The 25,376-nt window shown below is 74.4% G+C and carries 22 protein-coding genes; 14 read left to right on the top strand and 8 right to left on the bottom strand.

Features of this window, described 5'->3' with window-relative positions; genetic code table 11:
• Window positions 1-239: 239 nt before the first annotated feature.
• A complete protein-coding gene (locus ABD353_RS06465; RefSeq protein ID WP_344622506.1) occupies window positions 240-941 on the bottom strand; it encodes a bifunctional DNA primase/polymerase in 702 nt (233 codons plus the stop codon).
• 314 nt (window positions 942-1,255) lie between these two features.
• Between ABD353_RS06465 and ABD353_RS06460 the strand changes: the two genes are divergently transcribed.
• Together ABD353_RS06460 and ABD353_RS06455 are read left to right on the top strand one after the other, a co-directional pair.
• Window positions 1,256-2,632 (top strand): NsdA family TPR-like regulatory protein, encoded by a 1,377-nt coding sequence (locus ABD353_RS06460; RefSeq protein ID WP_344622505.1) that lies wholly within the window; start codon window positions 1,256-1,258, stop codon window positions 2,630-2,632.
• Between the two features lie 274 nt (window positions 2,633-2,906).
• Window positions 2,907-4,001, top strand: a complete 1,095-nt coding sequence (locus ABD353_RS06455) for a hypothetical protein (RefSeq protein WP_344622504.1) — start codon at window positions 2,907-2,909, stop codon at window positions 3,999-4,001.
• A gap of 105 nt (window positions 4,002-4,106) precedes the next feature.
• Here ABD353_RS06455 and ABD353_RS06450 read toward each other — a convergent pair whose 3' ends face one another.
• The gene (locus ABD353_RS06450; RefSeq protein ID WP_344622503.1) at window positions 4,107-5,420 is read right to left on the bottom strand and encodes an ABC transporter substrate-binding protein; all 1,314 of its coding nucleotides are present in this window, start codon (window positions 5,418-5,420) and stop codon (window positions 4,107-4,109) included.
• A gap of 264 nt (window positions 5,421-5,684) precedes the next feature.
• On the opposite strand from ABD353_RS06450, the gene ABD353_RS06445 reads away from it, so the two are divergent.
• Both ABD353_RS06445 and purU read left to right on the top strand, forming a co-directional pair.
• Window positions 5,685-6,122, top strand: coding sequence for an SCO4402 family protein (locus ABD353_RS06445; RefSeq protein ID WP_344622502.1), 438 nt, complete (start codon window positions 5,685-5,687; stop codon window positions 6,120-6,122).
• A 110-nt stretch (window positions 6,123-6,232) separates the two neighbouring features.
• Window positions 6,233-7,099, top strand: coding sequence for a formyltetrahydrofolate deformylase (purU, locus tag ABD353_RS06440; RefSeq protein WP_344622501.1), 867 nt, complete (start codon window positions 6,233-6,235; stop codon window positions 7,097-7,099).
• Between the two features lie 44 nt (window positions 7,100-7,143).
• Here the strand turns inward: purU and ABD353_RS06435 are convergent, their stop codons facing one another.
• Window positions 7,144-8,256 carry a zf-HC2 domain-containing protein gene (locus ABD353_RS06435; protein ID WP_344622500.1) on the bottom strand — a complete coding sequence of 371 codons (1,113 nt, stop codon included), beginning with the start codon at window positions 8,254-8,256 and terminating at the stop codon, window positions 7,144-7,146.
• Window positions 8,253-8,894 (bottom strand): sigma factor, encoded by a 642-nt coding sequence (locus ABD353_RS06430; RefSeq protein WP_344622499.1) that lies wholly within the window; start codon window positions 8,892-8,894, stop codon window positions 8,253-8,255. The genes ABD353_RS06435 and ABD353_RS06430 overlap by 4 nt, the downstream gene beginning before the upstream one ends.
• A 581-nt stretch (window positions 8,895-9,475) precedes the next feature.
• Here ABD353_RS06430 and ABD353_RS06425 point away from each other — a divergent pair.
• On the top strand, window positions 9,476-9,949 hold the full coding sequence (locus ABD353_RS06425) for an ATP-binding protein (protein ID WP_344622498.1): 474 nt from the start codon (window positions 9,476-9,478) through the stop codon (window positions 9,947-9,949).
• A 296-nt stretch (window positions 9,950-10,245) separates the two neighbouring features.
• On the opposite strand, the gene ABD353_RS06420 is transcribed toward ABD353_RS06425, so the two are convergent.
• Window positions 10,246-11,322, bottom strand: coding sequence for a GlxA family transcriptional regulator (locus tag ABD353_RS06420; RefSeq protein ID WP_344622497.1), 1,077 nt, complete (start codon window positions 11,320-11,322; stop codon window positions 10,246-10,248).
• An 86-nt stretch (window positions 11,323-11,408) separates the two neighbouring features.
• Between ABD353_RS06420 and ABD353_RS06415 the strand changes: the two genes are divergently transcribed.
• The 5 genes from ABD353_RS06415 to ABD353_RS06395 all read left to right on the top strand — a co-directional run bounded on the left by ABD353_RS06415 (window position 11,409) and on the right by ABD353_RS06395 (window position 16,120).
• Window positions 11,409-12,662, top strand: a complete 1,254-nt coding sequence (locus ABD353_RS06415) for an MFS transporter (protein ID WP_344622496.1) — start codon at window positions 11,409-11,411, stop codon at window positions 12,660-12,662.
• 100 nt (window positions 12,663-12,762) lie between these two features.
• Entirely contained in the window at window positions 12,763-14,073 is a 1,311-nt protein-coding gene (locus ABD353_RS06410; protein WP_344622495.1) for an MFS transporter, read from the top strand.
• A 59-nt stretch (window positions 14,074-14,132) separates the two neighbouring features.
• Window positions 14,133-14,672, top strand: coding sequence for a GNAT family N-acetyltransferase (locus ABD353_RS06405; protein WP_344622494.1), 540 nt, complete (start codon window positions 14,133-14,135; stop codon window positions 14,670-14,672).
• Between the two features lie 117 nt (window positions 14,673-14,789).
• On the top strand, window positions 14,790-15,119 hold the full coding sequence (locus tag ABD353_RS06400) for a DUF4229 domain-containing protein (protein ID WP_344622493.1): 330 nt from the start codon (window positions 14,790-14,792) through the stop codon (window positions 15,117-15,119).
• A gap of 2 nt (window positions 15,120-15,121) precedes the next feature.
• Window positions 15,122-16,120 (top strand): LacI family DNA-binding transcriptional regulator, encoded by a 999-nt coding sequence (locus ABD353_RS06395; protein WP_344622492.1) that lies wholly within the window; start codon window positions 15,122-15,124, stop codon window positions 16,118-16,120.
• A 51-nt stretch (window positions 16,121-16,171) separates the two neighbouring features.
• Here ABD353_RS06395 and ABD353_RS06390 read toward each other — a convergent pair whose 3' ends face one another.
• A complete protein-coding gene (locus ABD353_RS06390) occupies window positions 16,172-17,380 on the bottom strand; it encodes an MFS transporter (protein ID WP_344622491.1) in 1,209 nt (402 codons plus the stop codon).
• 345 nt (window positions 17,381-17,725) lie between these two features.
• On the opposite strand from ABD353_RS06390, the gene ABD353_RS06385 reads away from it, so the two are divergent.
• Window positions 17,726-19,033 (top strand): dicarboxylate/amino acid:cation symporter, encoded by a 1,308-nt coding sequence (locus ABD353_RS06385; RefSeq protein ID WP_344622490.1) that lies wholly within the window; start codon window positions 17,726-17,728, stop codon window positions 19,031-19,033.
• 250 nt (window positions 19,034-19,283) lie between these two features.
• The gene (locus tag ABD353_RS06380; protein ID WP_344622489.1) at window positions 19,284-21,338 is read left to right on the top strand and encodes a glycosyl hydrolase family 28-related protein; all 2,055 of its coding nucleotides are present in this window, start codon (window positions 19,284-19,286) and stop codon (window positions 21,336-21,338) included.
• Between the two features lie 93 nt (window positions 21,339-21,431).
• On the opposite strand, the gene ABD353_RS06375 is transcribed toward ABD353_RS06380, so the two are convergent.
• Both ABD353_RS06375 and ABD353_RS06370 read right to left on the bottom strand, forming a co-directional pair.
• Window positions 21,432-22,571 carry a L,D-transpeptidase gene (locus tag ABD353_RS06375; RefSeq protein WP_344622488.1) on the bottom strand — a complete coding sequence of 380 codons (1,140 nt, stop codon included), beginning with the start codon at window positions 22,569-22,571 and terminating at the stop codon, window positions 21,432-21,434.
• 417 nt (window positions 22,572-22,988) lie between these two features.
• Complete coding sequence (locus ABD353_RS06370) at window positions 22,989-23,192, bottom strand: cold-shock protein (protein ID WP_030268950.1); 204 nt, start codon at window positions 23,190-23,192, stop codon at window positions 22,989-22,991.
• 350 nt (window positions 23,193-23,542) lie between these two features.
• On the opposite strand from ABD353_RS06370, the gene ABD353_RS06365 reads away from it, so the two are divergent.
• Both ABD353_RS06365 and ABD353_RS06360 read left to right on the top strand, forming a co-directional pair.
• Entirely contained in the window at window positions 23,543-24,427 is an 885-nt protein-coding gene (locus ABD353_RS06365) for a menaquinone biosynthetic enzyme MqnA/MqnD family protein (RefSeq protein WP_344622487.1), read from the top strand.
• A gap of 72 nt (window positions 24,428-24,499) precedes the next feature.
• A partial coding sequence (locus tag ABD353_RS06360; protein ID WP_344622486.1) for a serine/threonine-protein kinase occupies window positions 24,500-25,376 on the top strand: 877 nt, incomplete at its 3' end.

Raw genomic sequence — 25,376 nt, 5'->3', positions numbered from 1 at the left:
GAATTTCTCCCCTCGGCAGGTCCCGCCAATCCTTGAGAGTTGTCACCCGAACGAGCAGGCTTGCCGCGCTGACCAGCGGGTACACCCCTGCCTCAGGGCATAGACGCGTCAGGCGGGCCCCGCCCCCTGTGAGGGGCGGGGCCCGCCGGATGCGCGCGAGGGTGTCGCGCGGTTCCCGCCCTCACCCGATAGGAGCAGGGCGGCGATCGGCGGACGGGTGAATTCCCGTCAGACCCGGTTCAGCGGACGGCCGCCACGGCCGGCCCCGGCTGCGGCCGGAGCGGCTGCAGGGCCTCCCGGCCGCAGGCGTAGGCGAGCGGATTGATCAGTTCGGCGGCGTCCGGGAGCCAGCGGTTCATCGCGGACGGCGGGCGCGCCCACTGGGCGAAACCGTAGGGGCCGATCCGGGACGGCGGCGCCACCACGTGGTCGCCCTCGCCGCGGGCCACCAGGTCGAGCCGGCCGGGTGCCCAGCCCAGCTTGCGGAGCATCTCCGGGACCTTGGCCGCCACCCCGGGCAGCACCAGGAAGTGCAGCCGGCGGCCGGCCCGCCCGGCCGCCGCCGGGACGGCCACCACCGGGCCGAGCTGGAGCCCCATCCGCTCCATCCGGGCCAGCGCCAGGCAGCCCGCCACCTCCGGCACGTCCAGCACGTCGAAGGAGCTCCCGGTGGGCAGCAGAACGGAGGCCTCGGGGCGCTCCGTCCACCAGCGGCGCACCACGCCCGGGCCCGCGCTGGCCCGGCGGCGCCAGTCCTCCTCCGCCGGGTGGGCGCCGGGCATCGCGCACCGGAGGTCGCCGCACGAGCAGTGCGCCGGTCCGTCGCCGTCGACCAGCCACGTGCCGGGGACGACCTCCCAGTGGCGGTCCTCCGCGTAACTGACGGCTTCGATGAGGAGCGGGGGCGGACCCTGCTCGCGGGCTCCTGGGCTGTTGTCCACGTGGTGCTCAACTACCGTGCGTGAAGGCGGTTACGGCTGGACGGCGGGTGGTCAGCAGGACGCCGCCGATGTCACCCTCGACGGTGAGCCGGCCGTCGTGTCGACCGCCGTTCCGGGGGCGGTAACGGGCGCAATGGGGGCGCACAGGGGCATTCATCAGGGCGCGTGGGGAGTGGATGCGTCACCCTGGGTATTCCGCTGGTGTCGCCGGGTTGCCGGCCGGGGGCAGGTCCCGCTCCCGCCGCCGGCGCACGCACCAGCAGCAGAATCGTCGCCCCGCGGTCAGGGCCGGGGGCGTTGGGGAGGCGAAGTCCATGGCCGCGAGACCACTCGTCGCACGAGAGCCCAACGAGCGCTTGCAGCAGCTGATCCAGGAGGCGGGCTGCTCGAACGCGGGCTTGGCCCGCCGGGTCAACCTCTGCGGCGCGGAGCACGGCCTGGACCTGCGCTACGACAAGACCTCGGTGGCCCGCTGGCTCCGCGGCCAGCAGCCGCGCGGCCAGGCGCCCGCCGTCATCGCCGAGGCGCTCGGCCGCAAGCTCGGCCGCGGCGTCACCGTGGACGAGATCGGCATGGCCGACGGCAAGGGCCTCAGCTCCGCCGTGGGCCTGCAGTTCGCGCCCAACCTGAACGCCGCGCTGGAGCAGGTCTGCGAGCTCTGGCGCAGCGACGTCGGCCGGCGGGACTTCCTGGCCGGGGCCGCGGTGGCGGCGTCCGCCCTGGTGGAGCCAAGCCGGGACTGGCTGATCACCCCGCCGGACCCGGTGGTCGCCCGGGCCGGCCCCACCCGGGTCGGCCCGACCGACGTCGCCGCCGTCCGGGCCACCACCCAGATGCTGGTCGAGCTGGACCACCGCTTCGGCAGCGGCCACGTCCGCCCGGTCGTGGTGCACTACCTCAACAGCGTGGTGTCCAACCTGCTCTCCGGCGGCTACCGGGACGAGACGGGACGTCAGCTCTTCGCCGCCGTCGCGCGGCTGACCGAGCTGGCCGGCTACATGGCGGTCGACACCGGCCAGCCGGGGCTGGCCCAGCGCTACTACATCCAGGCGCTGCGGCTGGCCCAGGCGGCCGACGACCGCGGTTACGGCGGCTACGTGCTCGCCGCCTCCATGAGCCACCTGGCGGCCACCCTCGGCAACCCGCGGGAGATCGCCCAGCTCGCCCGGGCCGCCCAGGAGGGCGCCCGCGCGGTCGCCACCCCGACCGCGATGGCGATGTTCTACGCCGCCGAGGCGCGCGGCCACGCGCTGCTCGGCGACGCCCGGGCCTGCGAGGCGGTGGCGGCCAAGGCCCAGGAGGCGATGACGCACCGCAACCCGGCGGACGACCCGGACTGGATCGTGCACTTCGACGAGGCGTACCTCGCCGACGAGCTCGCGCACTGCCACCGGGACCTCGAACAGGGCGCGAAGGCGGAGGCGTACGCCCGCACCGCGCTGGAACTGCATCCGGTGAGCCGGGTGCGCCGGCGCGCGGTGGACCTCGTCCTGCTGGCGACGGCGCAGTTGCAGCAGCGCGAGGTCGAGCGGGCCTGCGAGACGGGCACGCAGGCCGTGCGGTTGCTGAGCGGTCTGCGTTCGAACCGTGGGGTGGAGTACCTGCACGACTTCCGCAGCAGGCTGGAGCCGTACCGGGAGCACCGGGTCGTCCGGGAGTTCCAGGCGAGGCTCGCGGGGGAGGCGGCGTAGCGGCGGAGGGGGCGGCGGGCCCCCCGCTTCGTGAGGAGCGGGTGAGGAACGCCCTCCCTGCGTAGTCACCCGTGCAGGTGACCGGGTAGCGTGGGCGTGCTATGCAGCGTTACCCAGGTCGTCGAGCAGTTGTGGTCCGCCGTCAGCGAGCGCGCGGCACAGGTGAGGAATCGCGTTGAGCCAGCGCCGCTTCTCCCACTCCCATTCCTCCAACGACTTCAATCTGGACGATCTGTTCAGGCCGGAGTCCGGAGGGGAGCAGGGTCAGCCGGGCGTGCCCGCACAGCAGGCGCCGCCCGTCCAGCAGCCGGTGCCGCAGGCCGCACCGCCGACGCCGGGCCAGGGCGGCCCCGAGTACTGGGGGTCGCCGCCCGGCCCCGCCCAGCCCGCGGCCCCGGTCGAGCACGCGCCGGAGACGCAGTACCTGCCGCCGTACCCGACCGCGGACCCCTCGGTCGGCGGGGCCCCGCAGACGCCGGGTCAGGCGATGCCGGGTCAGCCCGGCTACGGCGGGCAGTCCTACGGCGGCCAGCAGACCTTCGGCGGGCAGCAGCAGCCGTACGGCGGCCAGACCTTCGGCGGGGGCTTCCCGGCGGAGGCGCAGCCGCAGCAGGCCGTGCCGCAGCCCGGCTACGGCGGCCAGCAGACCTTCGGCGGGCAGTCCTTCCCCGGGGCCCCGGCCGCGCCGCCGGCCGTCCCCGGCCACGGCGAGCCGGGCGGCCGGGCGGCCGCCCGCTCCAACCGGCCGTCCAACAAGATCGTCATCGGCGGTGTGATCGCGGGCTGCGCGGCGGCGGGCATCCTCGTCGCGGTGCTGATGAGCGGTGGCGACGACGACCCGTCCGGCACCGGGACGACGCCGGTGGCCAAGGCGTCCAGCGGCGCCCCGGCGACCGCCGGCACCGGTGGCATGACCCCGGAGGCCAAGGAGCAGGCCAAGGCGCTCTCCGACCTGCTGGGCACCGCCAGTGCCAGCCGGCAGGCCGTGGTCGGCGCGGTGGCGGCCGTCGGCAAGTGCGACAAGCTGCCGGAGTCGCGGGCGGCGCTGACCGACGCGGCCGCGCAGCGGCAGGGCCTGGTGACCAAGCTCGGCGCGCTGAAGGTCGACAAGCTGACCGGCGGCGCGGAGCTGGCCTCCCAGCTGCAGCGGGCCTGGCAGGCCTCGGCCACCGCGGACACCGAGTACGCGGCCTGGGCGGGCGACGCCGCGGCGGGCTGCGACCCGGCCGCGATCAAGAACAACCAGCACCTGAAGACGGCCACCGAGGCCAGCGGTACGGCGACCGGGGCGAAGGACAAGGCCTCCTCGCTGTGGAACGCGATCGCGGGCCAGGCCGGGCTGCCGACCAAGGACAAGACGGAGCTCTGAGCCCCGCGGGCCGGCGGTCCGCGGCCGGAGCTCACGCAGAACGCCGAGGGGCGGACGGGAGTGATCCCGTCCGCCCCTCGCCGTCCGCCGGGGTGCCCGCCGCCGTCAGGACGGGGCCTTGCCCCCGGCGAGCACCCAGCGGACGTCGACGAAGCCCTTGTGCTGCTCGACCAGGCGGCCGCCCTGCACGTGCTGGAAGGTGACCGAGGTGTTCACCAGCCGCGGCGAGTCCGCGCTGGCGAGCATGTTGGTCATGCCCCAGCTGAGCGGCGGGGTGGCGCCGTTGGTCTCGATCGGGTCGCCGCCGTCCAGCACGCCGCGCAGCGTCTTGGCGGTGAGCGGCTTGCCGGCTTCGACCCGGTTGGCGGCGGCCCGCAGCACCTCGTAGGCGACCCAGGTGGTCTGCACGCCGGGGTCGGCGACGTCGATCGCGGTGTCGCCGCTGCCGTACGTGCGGACGGTGCCGCGCAGCGCGTCCCAGACGGGCGAGGACTCGGGCGGGAACCAGCCGGTGGCGTAGGCGCCGCCGAGCGGCCCGCCGTCGCCGCCGGTGGAGTCCACCACGGACTGCTGGAAGCTGCCGATCACCGAGGCCAGCACGGTGTGCTTGGGGCCGAGCCGGCGGAACGGGTCCAGCAGGTTGGAGGTCGGCTCGGGGCCGAGCGCGACCGTGACGCAGTTGCCGTTCCGGTCGTCGCCGATGGCCTTCTGGGCGATCGGCGTGTAGTCGTTGGACCGCTCGGGCGCCTTGACGTCGGTCAGCCGGATCCCGGCGGGCCGCAGCGCGGCGTCCAGGTAGCCGACCAGGGTGTCGCCGGCCCGGGTGTCCGGGCGGATCAGCGCGACCGACCTGCAGCCCGCCTCGACCAGCTGGCGGCCGCTGCCGGCGATCAGCGCGGGCGTGCCGCCGGCCACCGGGTAGGACAGCGGGCTGCTGAACTCCGGCGTCGACAGGCCGTAGCCGCCCAGGTAGGGGATGCCGGCCTGCTCCAGCGTGGAGACGAAGCTGCCGCCGTACTGGCTGTAGGAGCCGACCACCGCGACGGCCTTCGCGTCGATCGCCTGCCGGGCGCAGGCGGTGACGCCGTCGGCGGTGTTGTGCTCGTTGCAGGTCAGCACGCGCAGCGTGCGGCCGTGCAGGCCCCCCTTGGCGTTGATCTCGCGCCCGATCGCCTCGGCGAGCGCGGTCATGCCGGGCCGGTCCGCCGAGCCCGTGTCGGCGGGCGCCCAGGTCATCACGGTCAGGTCGCCCGAGGCAGAGGCGGCGTCCGCCGGTCCGCCGCAGGCGGAGGTGGCGAAGACCGCGGGGACGAGGGCCGCCGCCGCGGCCAGGACGCCCGCTCTGCGGCGGGTCCGCCGGAGTCCGGTGCTCTGCCGGCCGGCGGGCCGATGGTCGTCGGGCGATCCGTTCCGCCTCATGGTGACTCTCCCCTCCCGGGTACACACCCACGGCCGCACTGTGATTCGGCCGAAATCAAGCCTTGACCTCGGTCCGCACGCCGAGAGGGACGAAAAGCGAACGTGAGGCCAACGGAGGCGGAACTCCGGGGGGTGACGCGTGTAGACCCGGCGGTCGGTGGCGGCACGTACGATCGAGGCACGATGTCCGACTCCACAGATTCTTCGTATCGGTCCGCCAACACCTCTTCTCGTGGCGGCCGCCGCTCCAGCACGATGGGCCGCATGCCGCTCAACGATCTCCCGTGGTGGCGCTGGCGGGCCCGCATCCGCTCGGCGCTCCACATGCTCTCCGACCCGTCCTTCCAGCAGCACACCTGGCTGGCCGGCCTGGACGGCTACGGCGACGTCACCGACGCCGTCTACCGCCTGGTCGAGGACAGCTGGCTGGACCGCTGGTCCGCCGAGAAGTACATCGGCACCGTCGTCCGGGACGCCGCCGAGGCCGCCGCCCTGGACGCCGCGGTGCTCCGGGTCCTGCGGGTGCTGCACCAGGTCGGTGCGGACGCCCCCGCCGTCTCCTACCTCGGGCACCAGCTGTGGCCCGAGGCGGTCGCGGCCGCCCGGGAGGCCCACGTCCTGTTCGCGGTCAACGACGGCGAGGACCCGGACACCCCGCCGCGCAGCCTGGAGGTGCTGCGGATCATGACGCAGGCGGCCTGACCGGGCCGCCCGGCGCGCGGCGGCGTCCCGCAGTCCGGTCAGCAGCGCGCCGGGCGTCCGGAATGTGACACGCTTGGCCGTCCGTCGTGAGCGAGTGGAGGAACCCGCACGTGGAAGAGCAGAAGGCCGGCGCCCAGTACGTCCTCACGCTGTCCTGTCCGGACAAGCAGGGGATCGTGCACGCGGTCTCCAGCTACCTCTTCATGACCGGGTGCAACATCATCGACAGCCAGCAGTTCGGCGACGCCGACAGCGGGCTGTTCTTCATGCGGGTGCACTTCTCCGCCGCCGGGCAGGTCACCGCGGAGAAGCTGAGGGCCAGCTTCGCCGCCGTGGGCGCCTCCTTCCACATGGACTGGCACATCCACTCGACCGCCGAGCGGATGCGTGTCGTGCTCATGGTGTCGAAGTTCGGCCACTGCCTGAACGACCTGCTCTTCCGCACCCGGATCGGCGCCCTCCCGGTGGAGATCGCCGCCGTGGTCTCCAACCACACGGACTTCCGCGAGCTCACCGAGTCCTACGGGATCCCGTTCCACCACGTCCCGGTCACCCGGGACACCAAGGCCGAGGCCGAGCGCCGGCTGCTGGACCTGGTCGCCGAGGAGAACGTCGACCTGGTGGTGCTCGCCCGCTACATGCAGGTGCTCTCGGACGACCTCTGCAAGGAGCTCTCCGGCCGGGTGATCAACATCCACCACTCCTTCCTGCCGAGCTTCAAGGGCGCCAAGCCTTACCACCAGGCGCACACCCGCGGGGTGAAGCTGATCGGCGCCACCGCGCACTACGTCACCGCCGACCTCGACGAGGGCCCGATCATCGAGCAGGAGGTGGCCCGGGTGACCCACGACGTGACCCCGGAGCAGCTCGTCGCGATCGGCCGGGACGTCGAGTGCCAGGCGCTCGCCCGGGCCGTCAAGTGGCACAGCGAGCGCCGGGTCCTGCTCAACGGCAGCCGCACGGTCGTCTTCGCCTGAGCCCGCCCGGGCGCTCGGCGCCCGGCCCGCGGCCCCGGCGCCCGTCAGGGCCGGGAGAGCAGCGGCAGTGCGTGCAGCACCTGCCGGATCGCCTCCCGGTCGCCCTCCCGCCCGACCGGGATCAGGTCCGGGTCGCGGTGGGCCGCCGCCAGGTAGCAGAACTCCAGGCCGTCCAGCGCCATCTCCGCGACCGGCTCGGCGGGCCCGCCCGGCCCGTCCAGCGGGATCAGCCACTCGCCGGCCGCCGGCCCGTCGATGACCAGCCGCAGCGAGCGTCCCGGCGAGCCGGCCGGGGCGGGCTGCGCCCGGCGGGCGGCGAACAGCCGGGGGAGTATCCGCGCGCCGAGGTCGATCAGCCGGTGCAGGTGCGCCGGGGCGGGCGGCGGATAGGGGTAGTCCACGGCGCGGGCGATGTCGTCGCCGTGGATCCAGCACTCGAAGGCGCGGTCCAGGAAGGCGTCGCGCAGCGGCAGCACGGCGAAGCCGTAGTCCACCGGAGCGCCGCCGTCGCCGCCGCCCGCCGAGGCGGCCCGCAGCAGCTCCCGGCTCTGCCCCCGCCAGCGCAGACGCACCTGCTCCGGGTCGTCGCCGCCGGCCGCGGTGATCAGGGCCAGGGTGCGGTCCAGCACGTCGGCGGGCCCGCCCCGCCCGGGCACCCGGGGCGCCGGCGGACGCCGCCCGACCACCGGCGGACGGGCACCGCCCAGCGGGTCGGGCAGGCCGACCGCGCGGGCGAGGTAGCCGTCCACCGCGGTCAGGTGGCAGACCACCTCGGCCGCCCGCCAGCGCTGCACCCCGCCGTGCCACGGCAGTTCGGCGACCTCCTGCCACTCGGCCGGGCCGAGGTCGCTCAGCAGGGCGTCCAGCTTGGCGCTCTCCGCGGCGTACGGGGCCGCCCAGGCCGGGATCGGCAGCTCCGCCGGGCGGCGGCCCAGGCACCAGTCGAGCACCTGGCGGCGCAGCGTCGCCGAGAGGTCGAGCGGCTCGTCGGGGGTGAGTTCGGCGGCGGCACGGCTCAGCCGGGCCGCCTCCTCGGCGCACTCCGGGCAGCCGGCGAGGTGCCGGTCGACCTCGGCGGCCTCCTCCCGCGGGCAGGCCCCGAGCGCCCACGCCCCCAGCAGGGAGCGCAGCGCCTCGTGCCGCCCGGGCGCCGTCACGGCCCCGGCCGTCCGGCCGCCGGTACGGGCTCCGGGACCGGCTCCGGACGGGCGCCGTCCCGGGCGTCCGCGTGGCTGCCCGTGCGGACGGCGCCGTGGCCGCCGTGGACGCCGAGGACGCCGCCGCGGCGGCCGTCGCGGGCCACGTCGTGGGAGGCCGCGAGTTCGCCGGCCACCAGTTGCAGGCCGAGCCGCATCCGGTGCTTGGCCGCGCTCTCGCCGATCCCGAGCCGGCGGGCGGTGTCCCGGTAGGTGCGGCCCTCGTGGTGGCCGGGGGCGATGGCCTCGCGCAGCGGGTCGGGCAGCGAGGCGACGGCGTGGTGGACGCCGGCGGCGGCGGACCGGGCGGCGATCTCGTGCTCGTCGCCGCAGCCCTCGCGCAGCCGCGCCACCGCGCTGCGGTGGGTGAGCCGGCCCAGCCAGGAGCGCAGGGTGCCCTGTTCGGGGTGCCAGCGGTCCGGGTCCGTCCAGACCTGGGCGAAGACGTCGCGGGTGAGCTGTTCGGCGGCGTCCTGGTCGTCGAGGACGCGCAGCGCGAGGCCGTGCACGAGCGGCGCGAACCGGTCGTACAGTTCGCCGAGCGCCGTCTCCTCGCCGCGGACGAGGCGGAGCGCGAGACGTTCGTCGGAACTGCTCATGCGGTGCCGCGCTCTCTGCTCACGAGGGTGTCCCTCCCCGCTCTCCCCGGCGTGTCGCCGACGCCGGCCGCACCGCGCCCGCCCGGGCACGCCGGCCGGCGGGCCATGCCTTCGACCACGGTATCCAAGACCGCGCACCCGCCGGGTGAAATGCGGAAATGAGGGGCCGGGAAGTTTCACTCCGTCAGATCCTGCCGGTACCCCGGCGGCGACGGCGGGTTCGGACAGATGTGGGAAGGGTGGTTCGCTCGTGGCGGGCGCCCCGGACGGCCGCTCTGGCGGTACCGTCGTTGTGCTCGTGCACAGGCCCCGACCCGGCCGGACGATCGTCGGTGCGACGCTCGTCAGGGTGAGCGGGACAGTATGCACCGAGCTGTCCCCCGATCGCTGGAATATGCCCGAAGCGCTTGCTGCGACCACCCGGTCGAATCATCCTGAGGCGTATTCGTGTCGAAGCCATGGGTAATCCGACCAGGCAGACCGGCCGAGCGCGGCCGGCCGACCGGTGTGATGAAGGCGCTGCCGCCCGGGCCGGGCGGCAGGGTGTGGGTGGCCGATTACCGAGTGCGGGTGGTGGAGCGGTGCAGGTACTTCAGGTGCAGCTGGCGGTCCAGGCGGACCCGGCGGAGGTCGGCAGGGCGCGCCGGTGGGTACGGACCAGGCTTCAGGGGCACGGGCTCGACCCGGACGCGCCGATCGCCGAGACCCTGGTGCTGGTCGTCTCCGAACTCGTCACCAACGCCGTGGTGCACACCGGCTGTCCGGCCGTGCTGAGACTCACCATGCCGGTGGCCGACGCCGCGTCGCCTGACGTCGCCTCATCGCCGGTGCGGGTCGAGGTCGCCGACGCCAGCCGGACGGCGCCCGCCCCGAGGCACGCCGGCCGGGACGCCACCAACGGCCGCGGTCTGGAGCTGGTCGAGCTGCTCTGCGTGCGCTGGGGCTGGTACCCGGAGGGCTCCGGCAAGCGGGTCTGGTGCGAGATCGACCCGGGCGCCGAGGCGCCCGTCCCGGCCGCGGTGCCCCTCTTCGACGGACTCGTCCGGCAGCTCTGACCGCCCGGCTGCCGCGGGCCGCGCCCCCGCCCGGGACCGCCGCCCGCACCGGTGCACCCGGGGCGCACGGGCCGTCCGCACCGGCCCGGGCGTGCTCCGCATTCCGGCCGATGCGCCGCAACCTCGCCGAATTTACGACAAGCCATTGACGTGACGTATCCGACTGATCACGCTTGGGTGCAGCTCCGTCGCGAGGGGACGCCGAGGGGAGCCCGGGTGGTGCCAGCACATCAGGGGGACCGGCTGCCGACCGCCCGCAGGCCTCCTCGGCGAGTGCGGAGCGCAGGCGCGCGGGTTCAGGGCTCGCGCGTCCGCTCGGGCGGTGTCCCGGCGTGCCGTGCTCGGGGCGTGCGCGGCGGGGCACCGTCCGGCGAGCGGCGCGGCGCGGGCTCCGTGGTGCGGAAGGTCCGCCGGTAGGCGCTCGGCGCGACGTCGAGCCGGCCGCGCAGGTGCAGCCGCATCGAGGCCGCGGTGCCGAACCCGGCCCGCCGGGCCACCTGGTCCACCGACAGGTCGGTCTCCTCCAGCAGCCGCCGGGCCAGGTCGGTGCGCTGCAGCGCCAGCCACTCGCCCGGGCTGCTCCCGGTCTCCTCGCGGAAGCGCCGGGTGAAGGTCCGCACGCTGGTGCCCGCCCGGGCGGCCAGTTCGCCCAGCGGCAGCGGCCGGTCCAGGTGCTCCAGCGCCCAGGCGCGGACGGCGGCCGTGCCGGACCCGCCCTGCAGCGGGTCGGGCCCGGGCGTCGCCACGTACTGCTTCTGCCCGCCCTCCCGCCACGGCGGCACCAGGCAGGTCCTGGCCACCGCGTTGGCGACCGCGCTGCCGTGGTCGCGGCGCACCAGGTGCAGGCAGACGTCGACGCCCGCGGCCACCCCGCCGGAGGTCAGCACGTCGCCGTCGTCGGTGAAGAGCACGTCCGGGTCCAGTCGCACCTGCGGGAACATCCGGGCGAAGCGCTCGGTGTACGCCCAGTGGGTGGTGGCCGGGCGGCCGTCGAGCAGGCCGGCCGCGGCCAGCACGAAGGCGCCGGTGCAGATCGACACCAGCCGGGTGCCGGGGCGGATCACCGCCAGGGCGGCCGCGATCCGCGGGTCGAGGACACCGTCCACCACGTCGCCGGGGTCGTCCTGCTGCGCCGGGACGACCACGGTGTCGGCCTCGGCGAGGAGTTCGGGGCCGTGGTCGACCGCGACCCGGAAGTCGGTGCTGGTGGCGACCGGCCCGCCGTCCACGGTGCAGGTGGCCACCCGGTACAGCGGGACGCCGTCCGGGCCCCTGGCCGACTCGAAGATCCGTGCCGGGATGGCCAGTTCGAAGGCGATCACCCGGTCCAGTGCGAGCACCGCCACCCGGTGCTGCCGCGCGGCCCCTGCCATCCTGGTCTCCCTTCGTGCGGGGCGGTGCCACATTGTGACCCGTAAACCACTGGCCCGCGGAAGTGGTCTGGACCAAAACTGCTGTCGTGCCCGAACTGAGACCCGCGCCCGCCCCGGCCGTCACCGCCCCCGCCCCGGATGCCGGACCGGCCATCTGGACCCGCAACTTCCGGCTCTACTTCACCGCCCGCAGCTCCGGCCTGCTCAGCGACGCCATGCTCCCGGTCGCCGTCGCGGCCGGCCTGATCGGCGCCGGACACCCGCTCGGCAGCGTCGGCTACGCCATGGCCTTCCTGATGGCCCCCTTCGCCGGCCTGGTGCTGATCGGCGGGGTGCTCGCCGACCGCTTCACCGCGCGCCGGCTGATGATCGCCGCCGACCTGCTCAACCTGACCACCCGGGTGCTGATGGCCTGGCTGTTCTTCACCGGCGTCGACCGGCTCTGGCAGCTGTACGCCCTGCTCGCGGTGGCCGGCACCGCCGCAGCGATGTTCCAACCCGGCGCCGCCTCCACCGTCCCGCTGACCGCCCGCGACGTACAGGGCGCCAACGGCGTGCTGCGCACCTCCGAGGCGCTCACCGCGCTGCTCGGCCCGGCGGTGGCCGGCCTGCTGGCGGGGGCCGCCGCCACCGGCTGGGTGATGGTGGTCGCGGCCTGCGCCTACGCGCTGAGCGCCTGCTGCCTGCTCGCCCTGCGGCTCGGCCCGGCGCCCGCGCCACCGCCCGGCGACAGCCTCTGGCGCAATCTGGTGGAGGGCTGGCACGAGTTCCGCGCCCGCACCTGGATGTGGGGCGTCATCGTGATCTGGCTGTTCTTCAGCGCGCTCTGCTACGGCCCCCTGCTGCCGGTCGCGGCCGGCCTGCTCGTCCCCGCGCACGGCTCCACCGCGTACGGACTGCTGAACGCCGTGTTCGGGGCCGGGACCGTGCTCGGAGGGCTGCTCGGCATCCGCGTCCGGCCGCGGCACCCGCTGCGCGGCGGGGCGCTGGCGATGCTGGCCTTCCCGCTGTACCCGCTGGGCATCGTGCTGGGGCTGCCCGTCCCGCTGCTCGCCGTCTGCTTCCTGGTCACCGGTGCCGGTGTCACCTTCTGGGGCGTCATGTGGGCGACCAGCGTGCAGACCCAGGTGCCGGCCGAGGTGCTCAACCGGATCCACGCCTACGAGGTCGCCGGGTCGGTCTGCATGGCCCCGGTCGGTGCGGCGCTGGCCGGCCCGGCCGCCGAGGCCTTCGGCCCGAAGGCGGTGCTCGCCGCCGGCGCCGCCGTCGCGCTGCTGGTGGTCGCCGCGCTGCTGCTCGTCCGGCCGATCCGGAACCTGCGCCGGGTGGCCGACCGCTGAGCCGGGGCGGGGCGGCCGGCCGGCCGTTTGGCCCGATCCTGACGAAAGCTGGCAGTCAGGCCACTCGTTCGCGGCCGTCCCCGCCCGGGACACTCGTCCGGTGACCGATCTGAGCACCCGCAGACCCGCCGCCCCCGCCGGCGCCCGCCCGCCCCGCCTGCACTACGCCTGGGTGGTGGCCGGCGTCGCCCTGGTCGTCCTGCTCGGCTCGGCCGGCTTCCGCTCCGCGCCCGGCCTGATGATGGACGCCCTGAACGCCGAGTTCGGCTGGTCGCACGCCACCATCGGCAGCGCCGTCTCGGTCAACCTCACGCTGTACGGCCTGACCGCGCCGTTCGCCGCGGCGCTGATGGACCGCTTCGGCATCCGCCTGATCGTGGTCAGCGCCCTGCTGACCATCGCCACCGGCGCCGGCCTCACCGTCCTGATGACGGAGAGCTGGCAGCTGATCCTCTGCTGGGGCGTGCTGGTCGGCCTCGGCAGCGGGTCGATGGCCGGCGCCTTCGCCACCACCGTCACCGGCCGCTGGTTCCAGGCCCGGCAGGGCCTGGTCACCGGTGTGCTGACCGCCGCCGGGGCGGCCGGCAACCTGGTCTTCATGCCGGTGCTCGCCGCGCTGGTCGAGCACCAGGGCTGGCGCACCGCGGTCGTCGTGGTCTCGCTGGCGGCGACCGTCGTCGCGGTGCCCGTCCTGCTGCTGATGCGCGAGCGCCCGGCCGACGTCGGCCTGCTCCCGTACGGCGCCACCGAGCAGCCGCCCGAGCCGGTGACCGACGGCAGCGCGCTGGCCCGCTCGCTGCGGGTGCTGCGGGAGGCCGCCCGGTCGCGGGCCTTCTGGCTGCTGGCCGGCTCCTTCGCGATCTGCGGCGCGACCACCGCCGGCCTGGTCGGCACGCACTTCATCCCGGCCGCGCACGACCACGGGATGCCGGTGACCACCGGCGCGAGCCTGCTCGCCCTGGTCGGCGTCTTCGACGTGGCCGGCACCATCGCCAGCGGCTGGTTCACCGACCGCTTCGACTCCCGGCGGCTGCTGGTCGTCTACTACGGCCTGCGCGGTCTGTCGCTGCTCTTCCTGCCGCAGCTGTTCGGCCACTCGCTGCAGCCCCCGATCCTGGCCTTCGTGATCTTCTACGGACTGGACTGGGTCGCCACCGTGCCGCCCACCGTGGCGCTCTGCCGCCGCCACTTCGGGGCCGACGCGCCGATCGTCTTCGGCTGGGTGCTCGCGGCCCACCAGATCGGCGCCGCCGTGGTCGCCGGGCTGGCCGGCGTCGTCCGCGACCGGTTCGGCGACTACGACCTCGCCTGGTACGCGGCGGGCGGGCTGTGCGCCGTCGCCGTGGTGCTCTGCCTGGCCCTGCGCGGCGGTGCCCGGACGGGCGGTGCGCCGGTCGCCCCGGCCGCCTGAGGGCGCGGCCGGCCGTCGTGAGGAGCGGCAGTCGTAAGGAGCGGATAGCCTCTTCGGCTATGATACTGTCCTTCACGCTGGACCCCGCCCTCACCCCCGGGCTGCGCGACGAGCTCGTGGCGCTGTGGACGGACGTCAGCAACGCCGGAGGCGCGGTCGGCTTCGTCCCCCCGGTCACCGCCGACCGGGTGCGGCCCACCGCGGAGGAGCAGTTCGCCGGGCTCTGCCCGGCCGGGCCCGACCGGCTGCTGATCGGCCGGGAGCGCACGACCGGCCGGCTCGCCGCCGCGCTTTTCCTTACCTCCATGCGCTTCGACCTCATGGAGCACTGGCGGATGCTCCAGCGGGTCATGGTCCACCCCGGGCTGCAGGGCCGCGGCTACGGCGCCGACCTGCTCGCCGAGGCCGAGCGCACCGCCCGCGCCGAGGGCCTCGCCGGGCTCCGGCTCACCCTGCGCGGCGGCCACGGCCTGGAGGCCTTCTACGGCCGCTCCGGCTACCGGGAGGTCGGCCGGGTGCCCGGGGCGATCCGGGTCGGGCCCGGCGACGACCGGGACGACGTCACCATGTGGCTGGACCTCCGCCCCGACATCGGCTGACCCCGTGCGGGCGCTGGCGTCCGGCATGCTTCACTGGGAGACCGGCACCCGGCGAAGGCCGCCCCTGGCGGCCCGCCCGCGCCACCCGTCGTACCCCAGCCGCGAAGGACGCCACCCGTGAGCAGCCGCAAGTCGCACGCCACGCTCCGCTACACCTCCCTGCGGGCGAGTATCTTCCTCGGCTGCCTGCTGGTGGCCGTGCTGCTCGGCCGCTTCGGCGTGATCCCGGTCGCCGGCAGCAGCGGTGTCGTCTTCCTCATCCTGCTCGCGCTCCTGGTGTCCGCCCCGATCAGCTACGTCGTGCTCAGCAAGCAGCGCGACGCGATGTCCGAGCAGATCGTCGACAAGGTCGGCGGCGTGCGCACCCGCACCGCGCAGCGGATCGCCGACCAGAACGCCGAGGAGGACGCGGCCGACGACGCCGCCCGCGCCGCCGTCCGGGACTGACCTTGGCCGAACCCGCGCCGCCGCGCCGCCCCACCGGGCGGGACGTGGCCCGGCTGGCCGGCGTCTCGCAGGCCACCGTCTCCCTGGTGTTCTCCGGTGCCGGCGGCCACCGCGTCTCCGACGCCACCCGCGAGCGCGTCCGCGAGGCCGCCCGCACCCTCGGCTACCAGCCGCAGGCCGCCGGCCGCCAACTGCGGCTCGGCCGCAGCGGCATGGTGATGCTCGCCGTGCCCAACCTGCTCGGCCCCTTCTTCGGCCGGGTGCTCTCCGGTGTCCACGAGGAGGCCCACCGGCGCGGCCTCGCCGTGGTCGTCTCCTCCGGCTGGGACGGCGCCACCCTCGCCGAGGCCGCCACCGCCGGCCGCTTCGACGGCCTGCTGATCTGCTCGCCGGACGACAGCCAGCTCGGTGAACTCCCCGCCGACACCCCCGCGGTCTTCCTCGACGCCGACCCGGCCCGCAGCCCGGGCCGCCCGACCGTCGAGCTCGACGTCGCGGCCGGCATGCGGGCCGCGGTGGAACACCTCGCCGCCCGCGGCCACCGCCGGATCGGCCATCTGCGCTCCACCCTGTCCGCACACACCTTCCGCACCCGCCAGGCCGGCTTCGAGGCCGCCGCCGCGGACCTGGAGGTCGTCGAGGCCGGGGTCAGCCTGAACGAGGGCGCCGAGGCCGCCCGCGCGGTCGCCCGTACGCTGCTGGAACGGCCCGACCGGCCGGCCGCGGTGATCTGCGACGACGACGTGGTCGCCTCCGGCCTGTACCAGGCCGCCGCCGAACTGGGCCTGCGGATCCCCGAGGACGTGTCGGTGGTCGGCATCGACAACATCCCGGTGGCCGGCCTGCTCGTCCCGCCGCTCACCACCGTCGACCTGCCCGGCGAGGAACTCGGCCGCACCGGCGTCGCCGCCCTCGCGGCCCTGCTCGCCGGAGAACCGGTCATCGTCGTTCCGCCGCTCCCCACCACCCTGGTCGTCCGCGCCTCCACCCGCCCGGCCTGACCGCGGCCCCGCCCGGTGCACCCGCACCGGGCGGGGCGGCGTGAGGGTCCGTCAGGCCGCCAGGACCGTGCGGGCCGGGGCGTCGGCCGCGGCGGGCCGGAACCATCCGCGGCAGGCGAACAGCAGCACCCCGCCGACCCCGATCCCGGCCGCCGCGCACACCGCGACCCGCAGCAGCGAGCCCTCCACCAGGGCGCCGGACACCGCGTAGCCCGCCGCGTTGCCGGTCGCGAACAGCGTGATCAGCCAGGCGAAGGCCTCGGTGACCGTCCCGGTCGGCGCCAGTTCGGCGATCAGCACGAACGCGGCCGCCAGCAGCGGCGCCAGGCCGATCCCGGAGAGCAGCGACAGCCCGGCCATCGCCCACGGCCCGGGCAGCGCGAGCAGCGGCAGGTAGGAGGCCGCCATCAGCAGCGCGATCACCCAGGTGCGGGTGGCGGTGGTGCTCCGCCAGCGGACGGCGCCGTAGCCGAGCGCGCCGAGCAGGCCGCCGAGGGCCGCGAGGGCCAGCATCAGGCCGGCCCCGCCGGGCAGTGCGCCGGGGTGCTGCTCGGCGTAGGCGATGAACAGCACGCTCTGGGCGCCGACCGTCCAGCCGGCGCCGGCCAGGCCGATCAGCAGCAGGACGAGGCCGGGGGAGCGCAGCGGTCCGAGGAGCCCGGCGGAGGCGCTGCGGGCGGGCGCCCGCCAGGCCCGGGCGGGTGCGGCGGTGGCGACGACCAGCGAGCCGAGCAGGCCGAGCGCGGCCGCCGTCCACAGGGCTGTGGACGGCCCGAAGCCGGCGGCGATCCCGGCCACCGCGAGCGGTCCGGCCACGTAGAGGATCTGCTGGGAGGCGGAGTCGAAGGCGTACGCGGTGTCGAGCTGCTCCTCCTCCACCACGGAGGGCCACAGGGCCCGCAGGCAGGGTTCGAGCGGCGGCATGGCGAGCCCGGCGAGCGCGGCGCCGGCCGGTGCGGCGACCGCGGAGCCGGGGGCGAGGGCGAGCAGGGCGTAGCCGAGGCCCGCGACCAGGGCCGTGGTGAGCAGCACCCGGGGCTGGCCGGTGCGGTCGACGATCCGTCCGAGCACCGGGCCGCCGATCGCGGCGGAGACGGCGTAGGCGGCGGTGGCGAGGCCGATCCGGCTGTACGGCGCGCCGGCCTCGCGCAGGGCGAGGGCGATCACCAGGCCGGTCATGCCGGCGGGGAGCCGGCCGAGCAGGGTGCCGAGGAGCAGCCGGGTGACGTGCGGGGCGCGGAGCAGCGCGATGTAGCCCATACCTGAAGTTATACGTATAACCACTCCGCCCGGTCAATCCGCGGCGGGCCCGGCCCCCGTGCGGCCTGGCTGGTTCGTGGCCATAGCTCAAACCAATACTTTGAACATCTCAAATGTTTACTGCTAACGTTCCGGCCATGACCACCGCAGGCGCACTCCAGGACGGACCGGGCACCCCGCCCGTCCGCCGCTGCGCCTGCCCGCGCGCCCGCCGCGCCTGCGGCTGTACCGGGGCGGCACGCCTCTCCTGACGGTTCCTCCGCGGCCCCCGCCCGGACGGACCCCGTGCGTGCCGCCGTGTCCGACCTCCCCCGTCTGCCACCCGACCCCCGGAGTCGCATCCCCATGCCCGGACCCCTGTCCGCAGTCCGCCGCACGCCCTTCTGGGCGCAGATCGCCGGAGGCCTCGCCCTCGGCCTGCTGCTCGGCTGGATCGCCCGCGCCGGCGACGTCGCCTGGCTCACCACCACCCTCGACACCGTCGGCAAGACCTTCGTCCAGCTGCTGAAGCTGGCCGTCCCGCCGCTGGTCTTCACCGCCATCGTGGTCAGCGTCGCCAACCTGCGGAACGTCGCCAACGCCGCCCGGCTCGCCGTCCGCACCCTCCTCTGGTTCCTCGCCACCTCGCTGGTCGCGGTCGCGGTCGGCCTCGGCCTCGGCCTGCTCACCGACCCCGGCCGCGGCGCCGGTCTCTCCACCGAGGGCCTCAAGGCCCCGGAGGAGGCCGGCAGCTGGGTGGACTTCCTCACCGGCATCGTCCCGACGAACATCGCCACCTCGTTCGTCGAGGTGAACGTCCTCCAGATCGTCTTCCTCGGCGTCGTCACCGGCGCCGCCGTGCTGAAGATCGGCGAGAAGGCCGAGCCCGTCCGCCGGATCGCCGAGTCCGTCCTCGACCTCACCCAGACCGCGCTCTGGTGGGTCATCAGACTGGCGCCGCTCGGCACCCTCGGCCTGATCGGCAAGTCCGTCGCCAAGTACGGCTGGGACCTGCTCGCCCCGTTCGCCACGCTCACCGCCGACGTCTACATCGGCTGCGCGATCGTGCTGTTCGCCGTGTACCCGCTGCTGCTGCGCTTCGCCGGCGGCCTCAACCCGGTGCACTTCTTCCGCGGTGCCTGGCCGGCCATCCAGCTGGCCTTCGTCTCCCGCTCCTCGGTCGGCACCCTGCCGGTCACCCGCCGGGTCACCGAGCGCCTCGGCGTCCCGAGCGAGTACGCGTCGTTCGCCGTTCCGTTCGGGGCCACGACCAAGATGGACGGCTGCGCCGCGATCTACCCCTCGCTGGCCGCGATCTTCGTGGCCCAGGTGTACGGCATCCACCTCGGCATCGGCGACTACCTGCTGATCGCCTTCGTCTCGGTGATCGGCTCCGCCGCGACGGCCGGCCTGACCGGCGCGATCGTCATGCTGACCCTCACCCTGTCGACGGTCGGCCTGCCGCTGGAGGGCGTCGGACTGCTGCTGGCGATCGACCCGATCCTCGACATGATCCGCACCGCCACCAACGTGGCCGGCCAGGCGGTCGTGCCGATCCTGGTCGCGGCCCGCGAGAAGACGCTGGACCGTGCGGCGTACGACAACCCCACCGGTGACCTGCTGACCGGGCCGGAGCCCGCCCGGTCCGCCGAGCCGGTGGCCGCCGCGGCCTGACGCCGAACGCCGCCCGCCTCCGCCCAGGCCCCTTCCCCGCACCGGGGGAGGGGCCTCGGCGTGCTCGGGGCGTCCTCTCGGCGTCCTCGGGTGGCCGACGGGAGGTTGCAAGAATTGATCTCCTGCTCTGCATCAAATCAACAGGCAATCGAAAATTACTTGCACTCCTCTTGTGGGGTGGAGTGCCGCAGCCCTACGCTCCGCCGCGGGCGACTACGGCCGCCACCACCCCGAGAGAAACGAGCAAGCGATGTCACGGAGCATCAGAGGAGCTGCGACGCGCCGGGTCGGCGGGCCGCCGCGACGTGCCGCGGCCGTGCTGGCGGCGGTGACCGCGGCCACCGTCGGATACGCCGGGCCGGCCGCCGCCGATACCGGGAAGCCCGCCGCCGGGGCCGTCGTGACGCGGGCGGGCCTGGCACCCGCGCTGGTCGCGGGCCGCGGCGCCGACCTGGGCGCGGCCGAGCAGGAGGCCGAGAACGCGCGGAGCACCGGCACGGTGATCGGCCCGGACCGTACCGCCTACACCCTGCCCTCGGAGGCCTCCGGCCGGTCCGCGGTGAAGCTGACGCCCGGCCAGTACGTCGAGTTCACCCTGCCCGCCGCGGCCAACGCGATCACCGTGCGCTACAGCATCCCGGACGCCCCGGGCGGCGGCGGCACCACCGCACCGCTGGACGTCGCGGTGAACGGCCGCAAGCACAGCACCATGACGCTGACCTCGCAGTACTCCTGGCTCTACAACCAGTACCCGTTCAGCAACGACCCGCAGGCCGGGCTGCTGCACCCGGACTGGTGGATCACCGAGTGCTCCTGCGTGCCGAGCGCCACCACCCCGGCCCCGGAGATCGCCAAGCCCTTCCGGCCCACCCACTTCTACGACGAGCAGCGCCTGCTGCTCGGCCGCACCTACAAGGCCGGCGACACCGTGCGGCTGACGGTGCCGCAGGGCAGCAAGGCCGCCTGGACGGTGATCGACCTGCTCGACTCCGAGCTCGTCGCCGCCCCGCACGTGAACCTCGCCGCCGCCAACGTGCTCGCCTTCGGCGCCGACCCGACGGGCCGCCGCGACTCCGCGGACGCCATCGACCGGGCGATCGCCTTCGCCCGCCGGGTCCACCTGCCGGTCTACCTGCCGCCGGGCACCTACCAGGTCAACCGGCACATCGTGGTCGACGACGTGACGATCGAGGGCGCCGGCAGCTGGTACACGATCGTCAAGGGGCACCAGGTCGACCTGGCCACCCCGGCCCCGGACAGCTCGGTGCACACCGGTGTGGGCTTCTACGGCAAGGACGCCGCCGCGGGCGGCAGCCGCAACGTCCACCTGTCCGGCTTCGCGATCGAGGGCGACGTCCGCGAGCGGATCGACACCGACCAGGTGAACGGCATCGGCGGCGCGATGAGCGACTCGGTGATCGAGGGCCTCTACATCCACCACACCAAGGTGGGCCTCTGGTTCGACGGGCCGATGAAGAACCTCAAGGTGACCCGCAACGTGATCACCGACCAGATCGCCGACGGCCTGAACTTCCACACCGGCGTCACCGACTCGGTGGTCTCCCACAACCTCGTCCGCAACACCGGCGACGACGGACTCGCCATGTGGTCCGAGAAGACCGCGGACGCCCGCAACACCTTCGACCACAACACCGTGCAGTCGCCGGTGCTGGCCAACGGCATCGCGATCTACGGCGGCACCGACAACACCGTCTCCGGGAACCTGGTCGCCGACCCGGTCCGCGAGGGCAGCGCGATCCACGTCGGCTCCCGGTTCGGCGCCGAGCCGTTCGCCGGGCACCTGTGGATCACCGACAACACCACCGTCCGCTCCGGCACCTACGAGCTGAACTGGAAGATCGGCCTCGGCGCGATCTGGTTCTACGCGCTGGAGAAGGACATCGCCGCGGACGTCCGGGTGACCGGCGACCACTTCCTCGACAGCACCTACAACGCGGTGATGGTGGTGGCCGACTGGCCGGTCAAGGACCTCTACGAGGTCACCGGCCTGCACTTCAAGGACATCCGGGTCGACGGCACCGGCACCTCGGTGCTCAGCGCCCGGGCGGCCGGCTCCGCCGACTTCGAGAACGTGGACGCCCGCAACGTCGGCGCGGTCGGCGTGAACAACTGCGGCAGCTTCCACTTCACCCCGGCCGGCTCCGAGTTCTCGGTGACCGATCTCGGCGGCAACGACGGCGGCACCACCACCGGCGCCTGGCTCGCCCCCTGGGAGCTGCCCAACACCATCACCTGCGACGACCGCCCGCCGGTGGTCGCACCGCCGGCGCCGTCCGCCTGGTGACGAAGCGCGGGAACCACCCCCTGAGACGACATCGGGGCGCCCGTCCGGATCCCCCCTCCGGACGGACGCCCCGACGGCGTTCGGGTCAGCGCGTCACCACTTGTCCCAGCTGATGTTCCAGCCGCTCAGGCCGTTGTCCGGCCGGACCTGCTGGCCGACCGAGTTCTGCACGGTGACCGGGTCGCCGACGATCGCGGCGTCGTAGAACTGGCCGGCGGACGAGCCCGGCGAGCCGTCCTTGGCGGAGGTGTCCTCCAGGCCGATGCAGCCGTGGCTGGTGTTGGTGCGGCCGAAGACGCCCGGGGCGTACTTGCCGTGCACGTAGGTGCCGGTGGGGGTGAGCCGCAGGGCGTGCGGCATCTCGACCTTGTAGGCCGGGCCCTCGTGGTTGACCACGGTGGAGGAGTCCATGACGGTCGTCCCCTCCTTGGCCATGACCACCATCGTGCCGTTGAAGGTGTTCTGCGAGGCGGGCGAGCTGGCACCCGCGCTGATCGGGATGGTGGCGTCCGGCTTGCCGTCCTCCTTGACCACCATCTCGTGGGTGGAGGCGTCGGCGACGCTGACCCGGGATCGGCCGATGGTGAAGCTCTGGTCGCTGTCGACCTCGCCGTACACGTCCGGGGAGGTCTCGACGCTCTTCAGCCGGTAGTGCACGGTGACCTTGGTCTGCGGCTTCCAGAACTTCTCCGGGCGGAAGTCCACCCGGTTGTTGCCGAACCAGTGCGGCTTGACCACGGTGCCGTCGGACGCCTCGAAGGTGACGGCCTTCTCGACGGCCGCCTTGTTCTCGACGGCCTTCTTGAAGCTCAGCGAGACGATCATGCCGACGCCGTACGTCTGCTTGTCCGAGATGTTGTCGTACGGGCCGGCGCCCTTGGCGGGCGTCAGGGTGGTGAAGCTGCTCTCCGAGGTGGCGGCCACGCCGGCGGCGTCCGCGGCCTGGGCGGTCACCTTGTACTCGGTGGAGACGGCGAGGTTCTGCGCGGGCGTCCAGCCGAGGCCGTCGGGGGTGATCGTGCCCGGGACCTCCTTGCCGTCCTTGCCCGTCACCTTGACCGTGGTGAGCTTGCCGTTCGCCACCGCGACCTTGAGCGCGCCGGACGGCTTCACCTTGGTGGCGCCGTTGGCCGGCTCGATGGTCAGCTGGGCCTGTGACTTCTTCTGCTCCTGCTTGTCGGCGCCCGAGGACGAACCCCCGCCGCCGCTGCTGCTGCACGCGGTGGTGAGCACCAGAGCCCCACCGAGCACCGCTGCCGCCACGACCCTGCCTGCCGCCCGCTTCACTGCCATACCCCTTCGCCGTGTTCCCTTCGATAGACGCGCGAAGGGCCCCGGCAGTTTCGCACCACGGAGACCGTCCGGTCACGAATCGACAACAGCCCCGGCAGCGTGGCGAGGATCACCCGATCGAGCGATGCCCGGTGGCTGACGGAGCAGTGCTCCCCGCACGGGCGGGTGCGCCCGTCCGTGCGGGTCCCGGCGCCCGGGACCGCGCGGCCGGGGCCGGGGCGGAGCGGGGCCGGAACAGGCAGGGGGCCCGCCACGACGTGGCGGGCCCCCTTGGTACTGCTCTTCGTGCTCGTGTGGCGGCCCGGGTGGCCACCGGCGGACCCGGAGGTCCGGAGCGATCAGATCATCAGAGGATCGTCAGACTGCGGTGACGTTCTCCGCCTGCGGGCCCTTCGGGCCCTGGGTGACGTCGAAGGTGACCGCCTGGTTCTCCTCGAGCGACCGGAAGCCGGTCGAGTTGATGGCGGAGTAGTGGACGAAGACGTCGGGGCCGCCGCCCTCCTGGGCGATGAAGCCGAAGCCCTTCTCAGCGTTGAACCACTTGACGGTTCCCTGAGCCATGCCGTTCTCCTTGCGAGGGACGTATTGGAGGCCACACCGTGTGACCTCCGGGTCCGCTGCGCTGATCGCCCTGCCTCCGGTATGGTCCGGAGTTTTTCGCACAGTGCTCAATCAATGCTCAATTGCGCTGAAACTGCTGAAAAACTACGAAAAGCCTGCGGTTACATGCTCCGCAGGCTTCAAGTACTGCAAGGGGAATCAAACTGCAACTGGAAGAGACGTTAGCACGCGGGCGCGGCCCCGACCAGGGGTGACCGAAGGGCGCGCCGGTGTGTCGCCCGCCTGGTGTCGGGACCTGAACGCGGCAGGCATACGCTGCGGGGAGAGTACGAACATCAGAGGGAGCGACGGTGACCGGTAGCGAAGCGGGCAGCTCGGCGGCGGTAAGGCCCCGGGTCGGACATATTCAGTTCCTCAACTGTTTGCCCCTCTACTGGGGGCTCGCGCGGACCGGCAACCTCCTCGATCTCGACCTCACCAGGGACACCCCCGAGAAGCTCAGCGACCGCCTGGTCGCCGGCGACCTCGACATCGGCCCGATCACCTGCGTCGAATACCTGCGGCACGCCGAGGACCTGGTCGTGCTGCCCGACATCGCCGTGGGCAGCGACGGCCCGGTGATGTCCTGCGTGATCGTCAGCAAGGTCCCGCTCGCCGACCTCGACGGCCGCCCGGTCGCCCTCGGCTCCACCAGCCGCACCTCCGTCCGGCTCGCCCGCCTGCTGCTGGAGGAGCGCGAGGGCGTCCGGCCCGAGTACTTCTCCAGCCCGCCCGACCTCGACGCGATGCTCGCCCGCGCCGACGCCGCCGTCCTCATCGGCGACCCCGCCCTGCGCGCCTCCCTGGAACAGGCCCCCAGCCAGGGTCTCGCCGTCCACGACCTCGGCGCCATGTGGAAGGAGTGGACGGGCCTGCCCTTCGTCTTCGCCGTCTGGGCCGCCCGCCGCGACTACGCCGAGCAGCAGCCCGGCACCGTCGCCGCCGTGCACCGCGCCTTCCTGGAGTCCCGCGACCTCTCCCTCACCGAGGCCGGCAAGGTCGCCGAACAGGCCGCCCGCTGGGAGTCCTTCGAAGCGCCGCTGCTGGAGCGGTACTTCACCGAGGCCCTGGACTACTCGCTCGGCGGCCGACAGCTCGCCGGCATCGCCGAGTTCGCCCGCCGGGTGGCCCACGACAGCGGCTTCGCCGCGGACGTGACGGTGCGCCTGCTGGAGTCCGTGCCCGCCGCCGGGTAACACCGGGCGTGCGGGGGCCCCGGTTGGTACTGTCCGGCGGGGCCCGCCGGGCCCGACGGGAGGCGGGGGCGGATGGAACCACTGGGTGCTTCGGACCCGGCACGGGTCGGCTCGTACCGGCTGCTGCGCCGGCTCGGCGCGGGCGGCATGGGACGGGTCTACCTGGGCCGCACGGCCGGCGGCCGGACGGTCGCGGTCAAGGTGGTGCGCGGCGAACTCGCCGACGACCCCGAGTTCCGGGCCAGGTTCCGCCAGGAGGTCGCGGCCGCCCGGCTGGTCGGCGGCCGCTGGACGGCCCCGGTGCTGGACGCCGACACCGAGGGCGACCACCCCTGGGTGGCCAGCGGCTACGTCGCCGGGCCCTCGCTGGACGCCGCCGTCCGCCGGCACGGCCCGCTGCCCGTCCCGGCCGTGCACACCCTCGGCGCCGCCCTCGCCGAGGCCCTGGAGCAGGTGCACGCCCTCGGCCTTGTGCACCGCGACGTCAAGCCGTCCAACGTGCTGCTCGCCCTGGACGGCCCGCGCCTGATCGACTTCGGCATCGCCCGCGCCCTGGACGCCGCCACCGCCCTCACCCGCTCCGGGTACGTGGTCGGCTCGCCCGGCTACCTCTCGCCCGAACAGGCCGCCGGCGAGGCGGCCGGCCCCGCCGGGGACGTCTTCTCGCTCGGTGCCGTGCTCGCCTTCGCCGCCACCGGCACCGCCCCCTTCGGCGAGGGCGTCAGCGCGGCCGTCCTGCTCTACCGCGTCCTGCACGAGGAGCCCGACCTCAGCGGGATCACCGGCCCGCTGCGCGAGGCCGTCCGGGCCTGCCTCCACAAGGACGCCGCCGACCGGCCCACCCCGGCCGCGCTGCGCGCCCTGCTGGCACCCGCCGCGTCCCCCGCCGCCGGGGACTGGCTGCCGCCCGCCGTCTCCGCCGCCGTCGCCCGCAGCGCCGTCGAACTGC

The organism is Kitasatospora arboriphila, from assembly GCF_039528095.1.
In the GTDB taxonomy this organism is placed as follows: Bacteria; Actinomycetota; Actinomycetes; order Streptomycetales; family Streptomycetaceae; genus Kitasatospora; species Kitasatospora arboriphila.
This window is presented reverse-complemented; position numbering and strand designations above follow the sequence as displayed.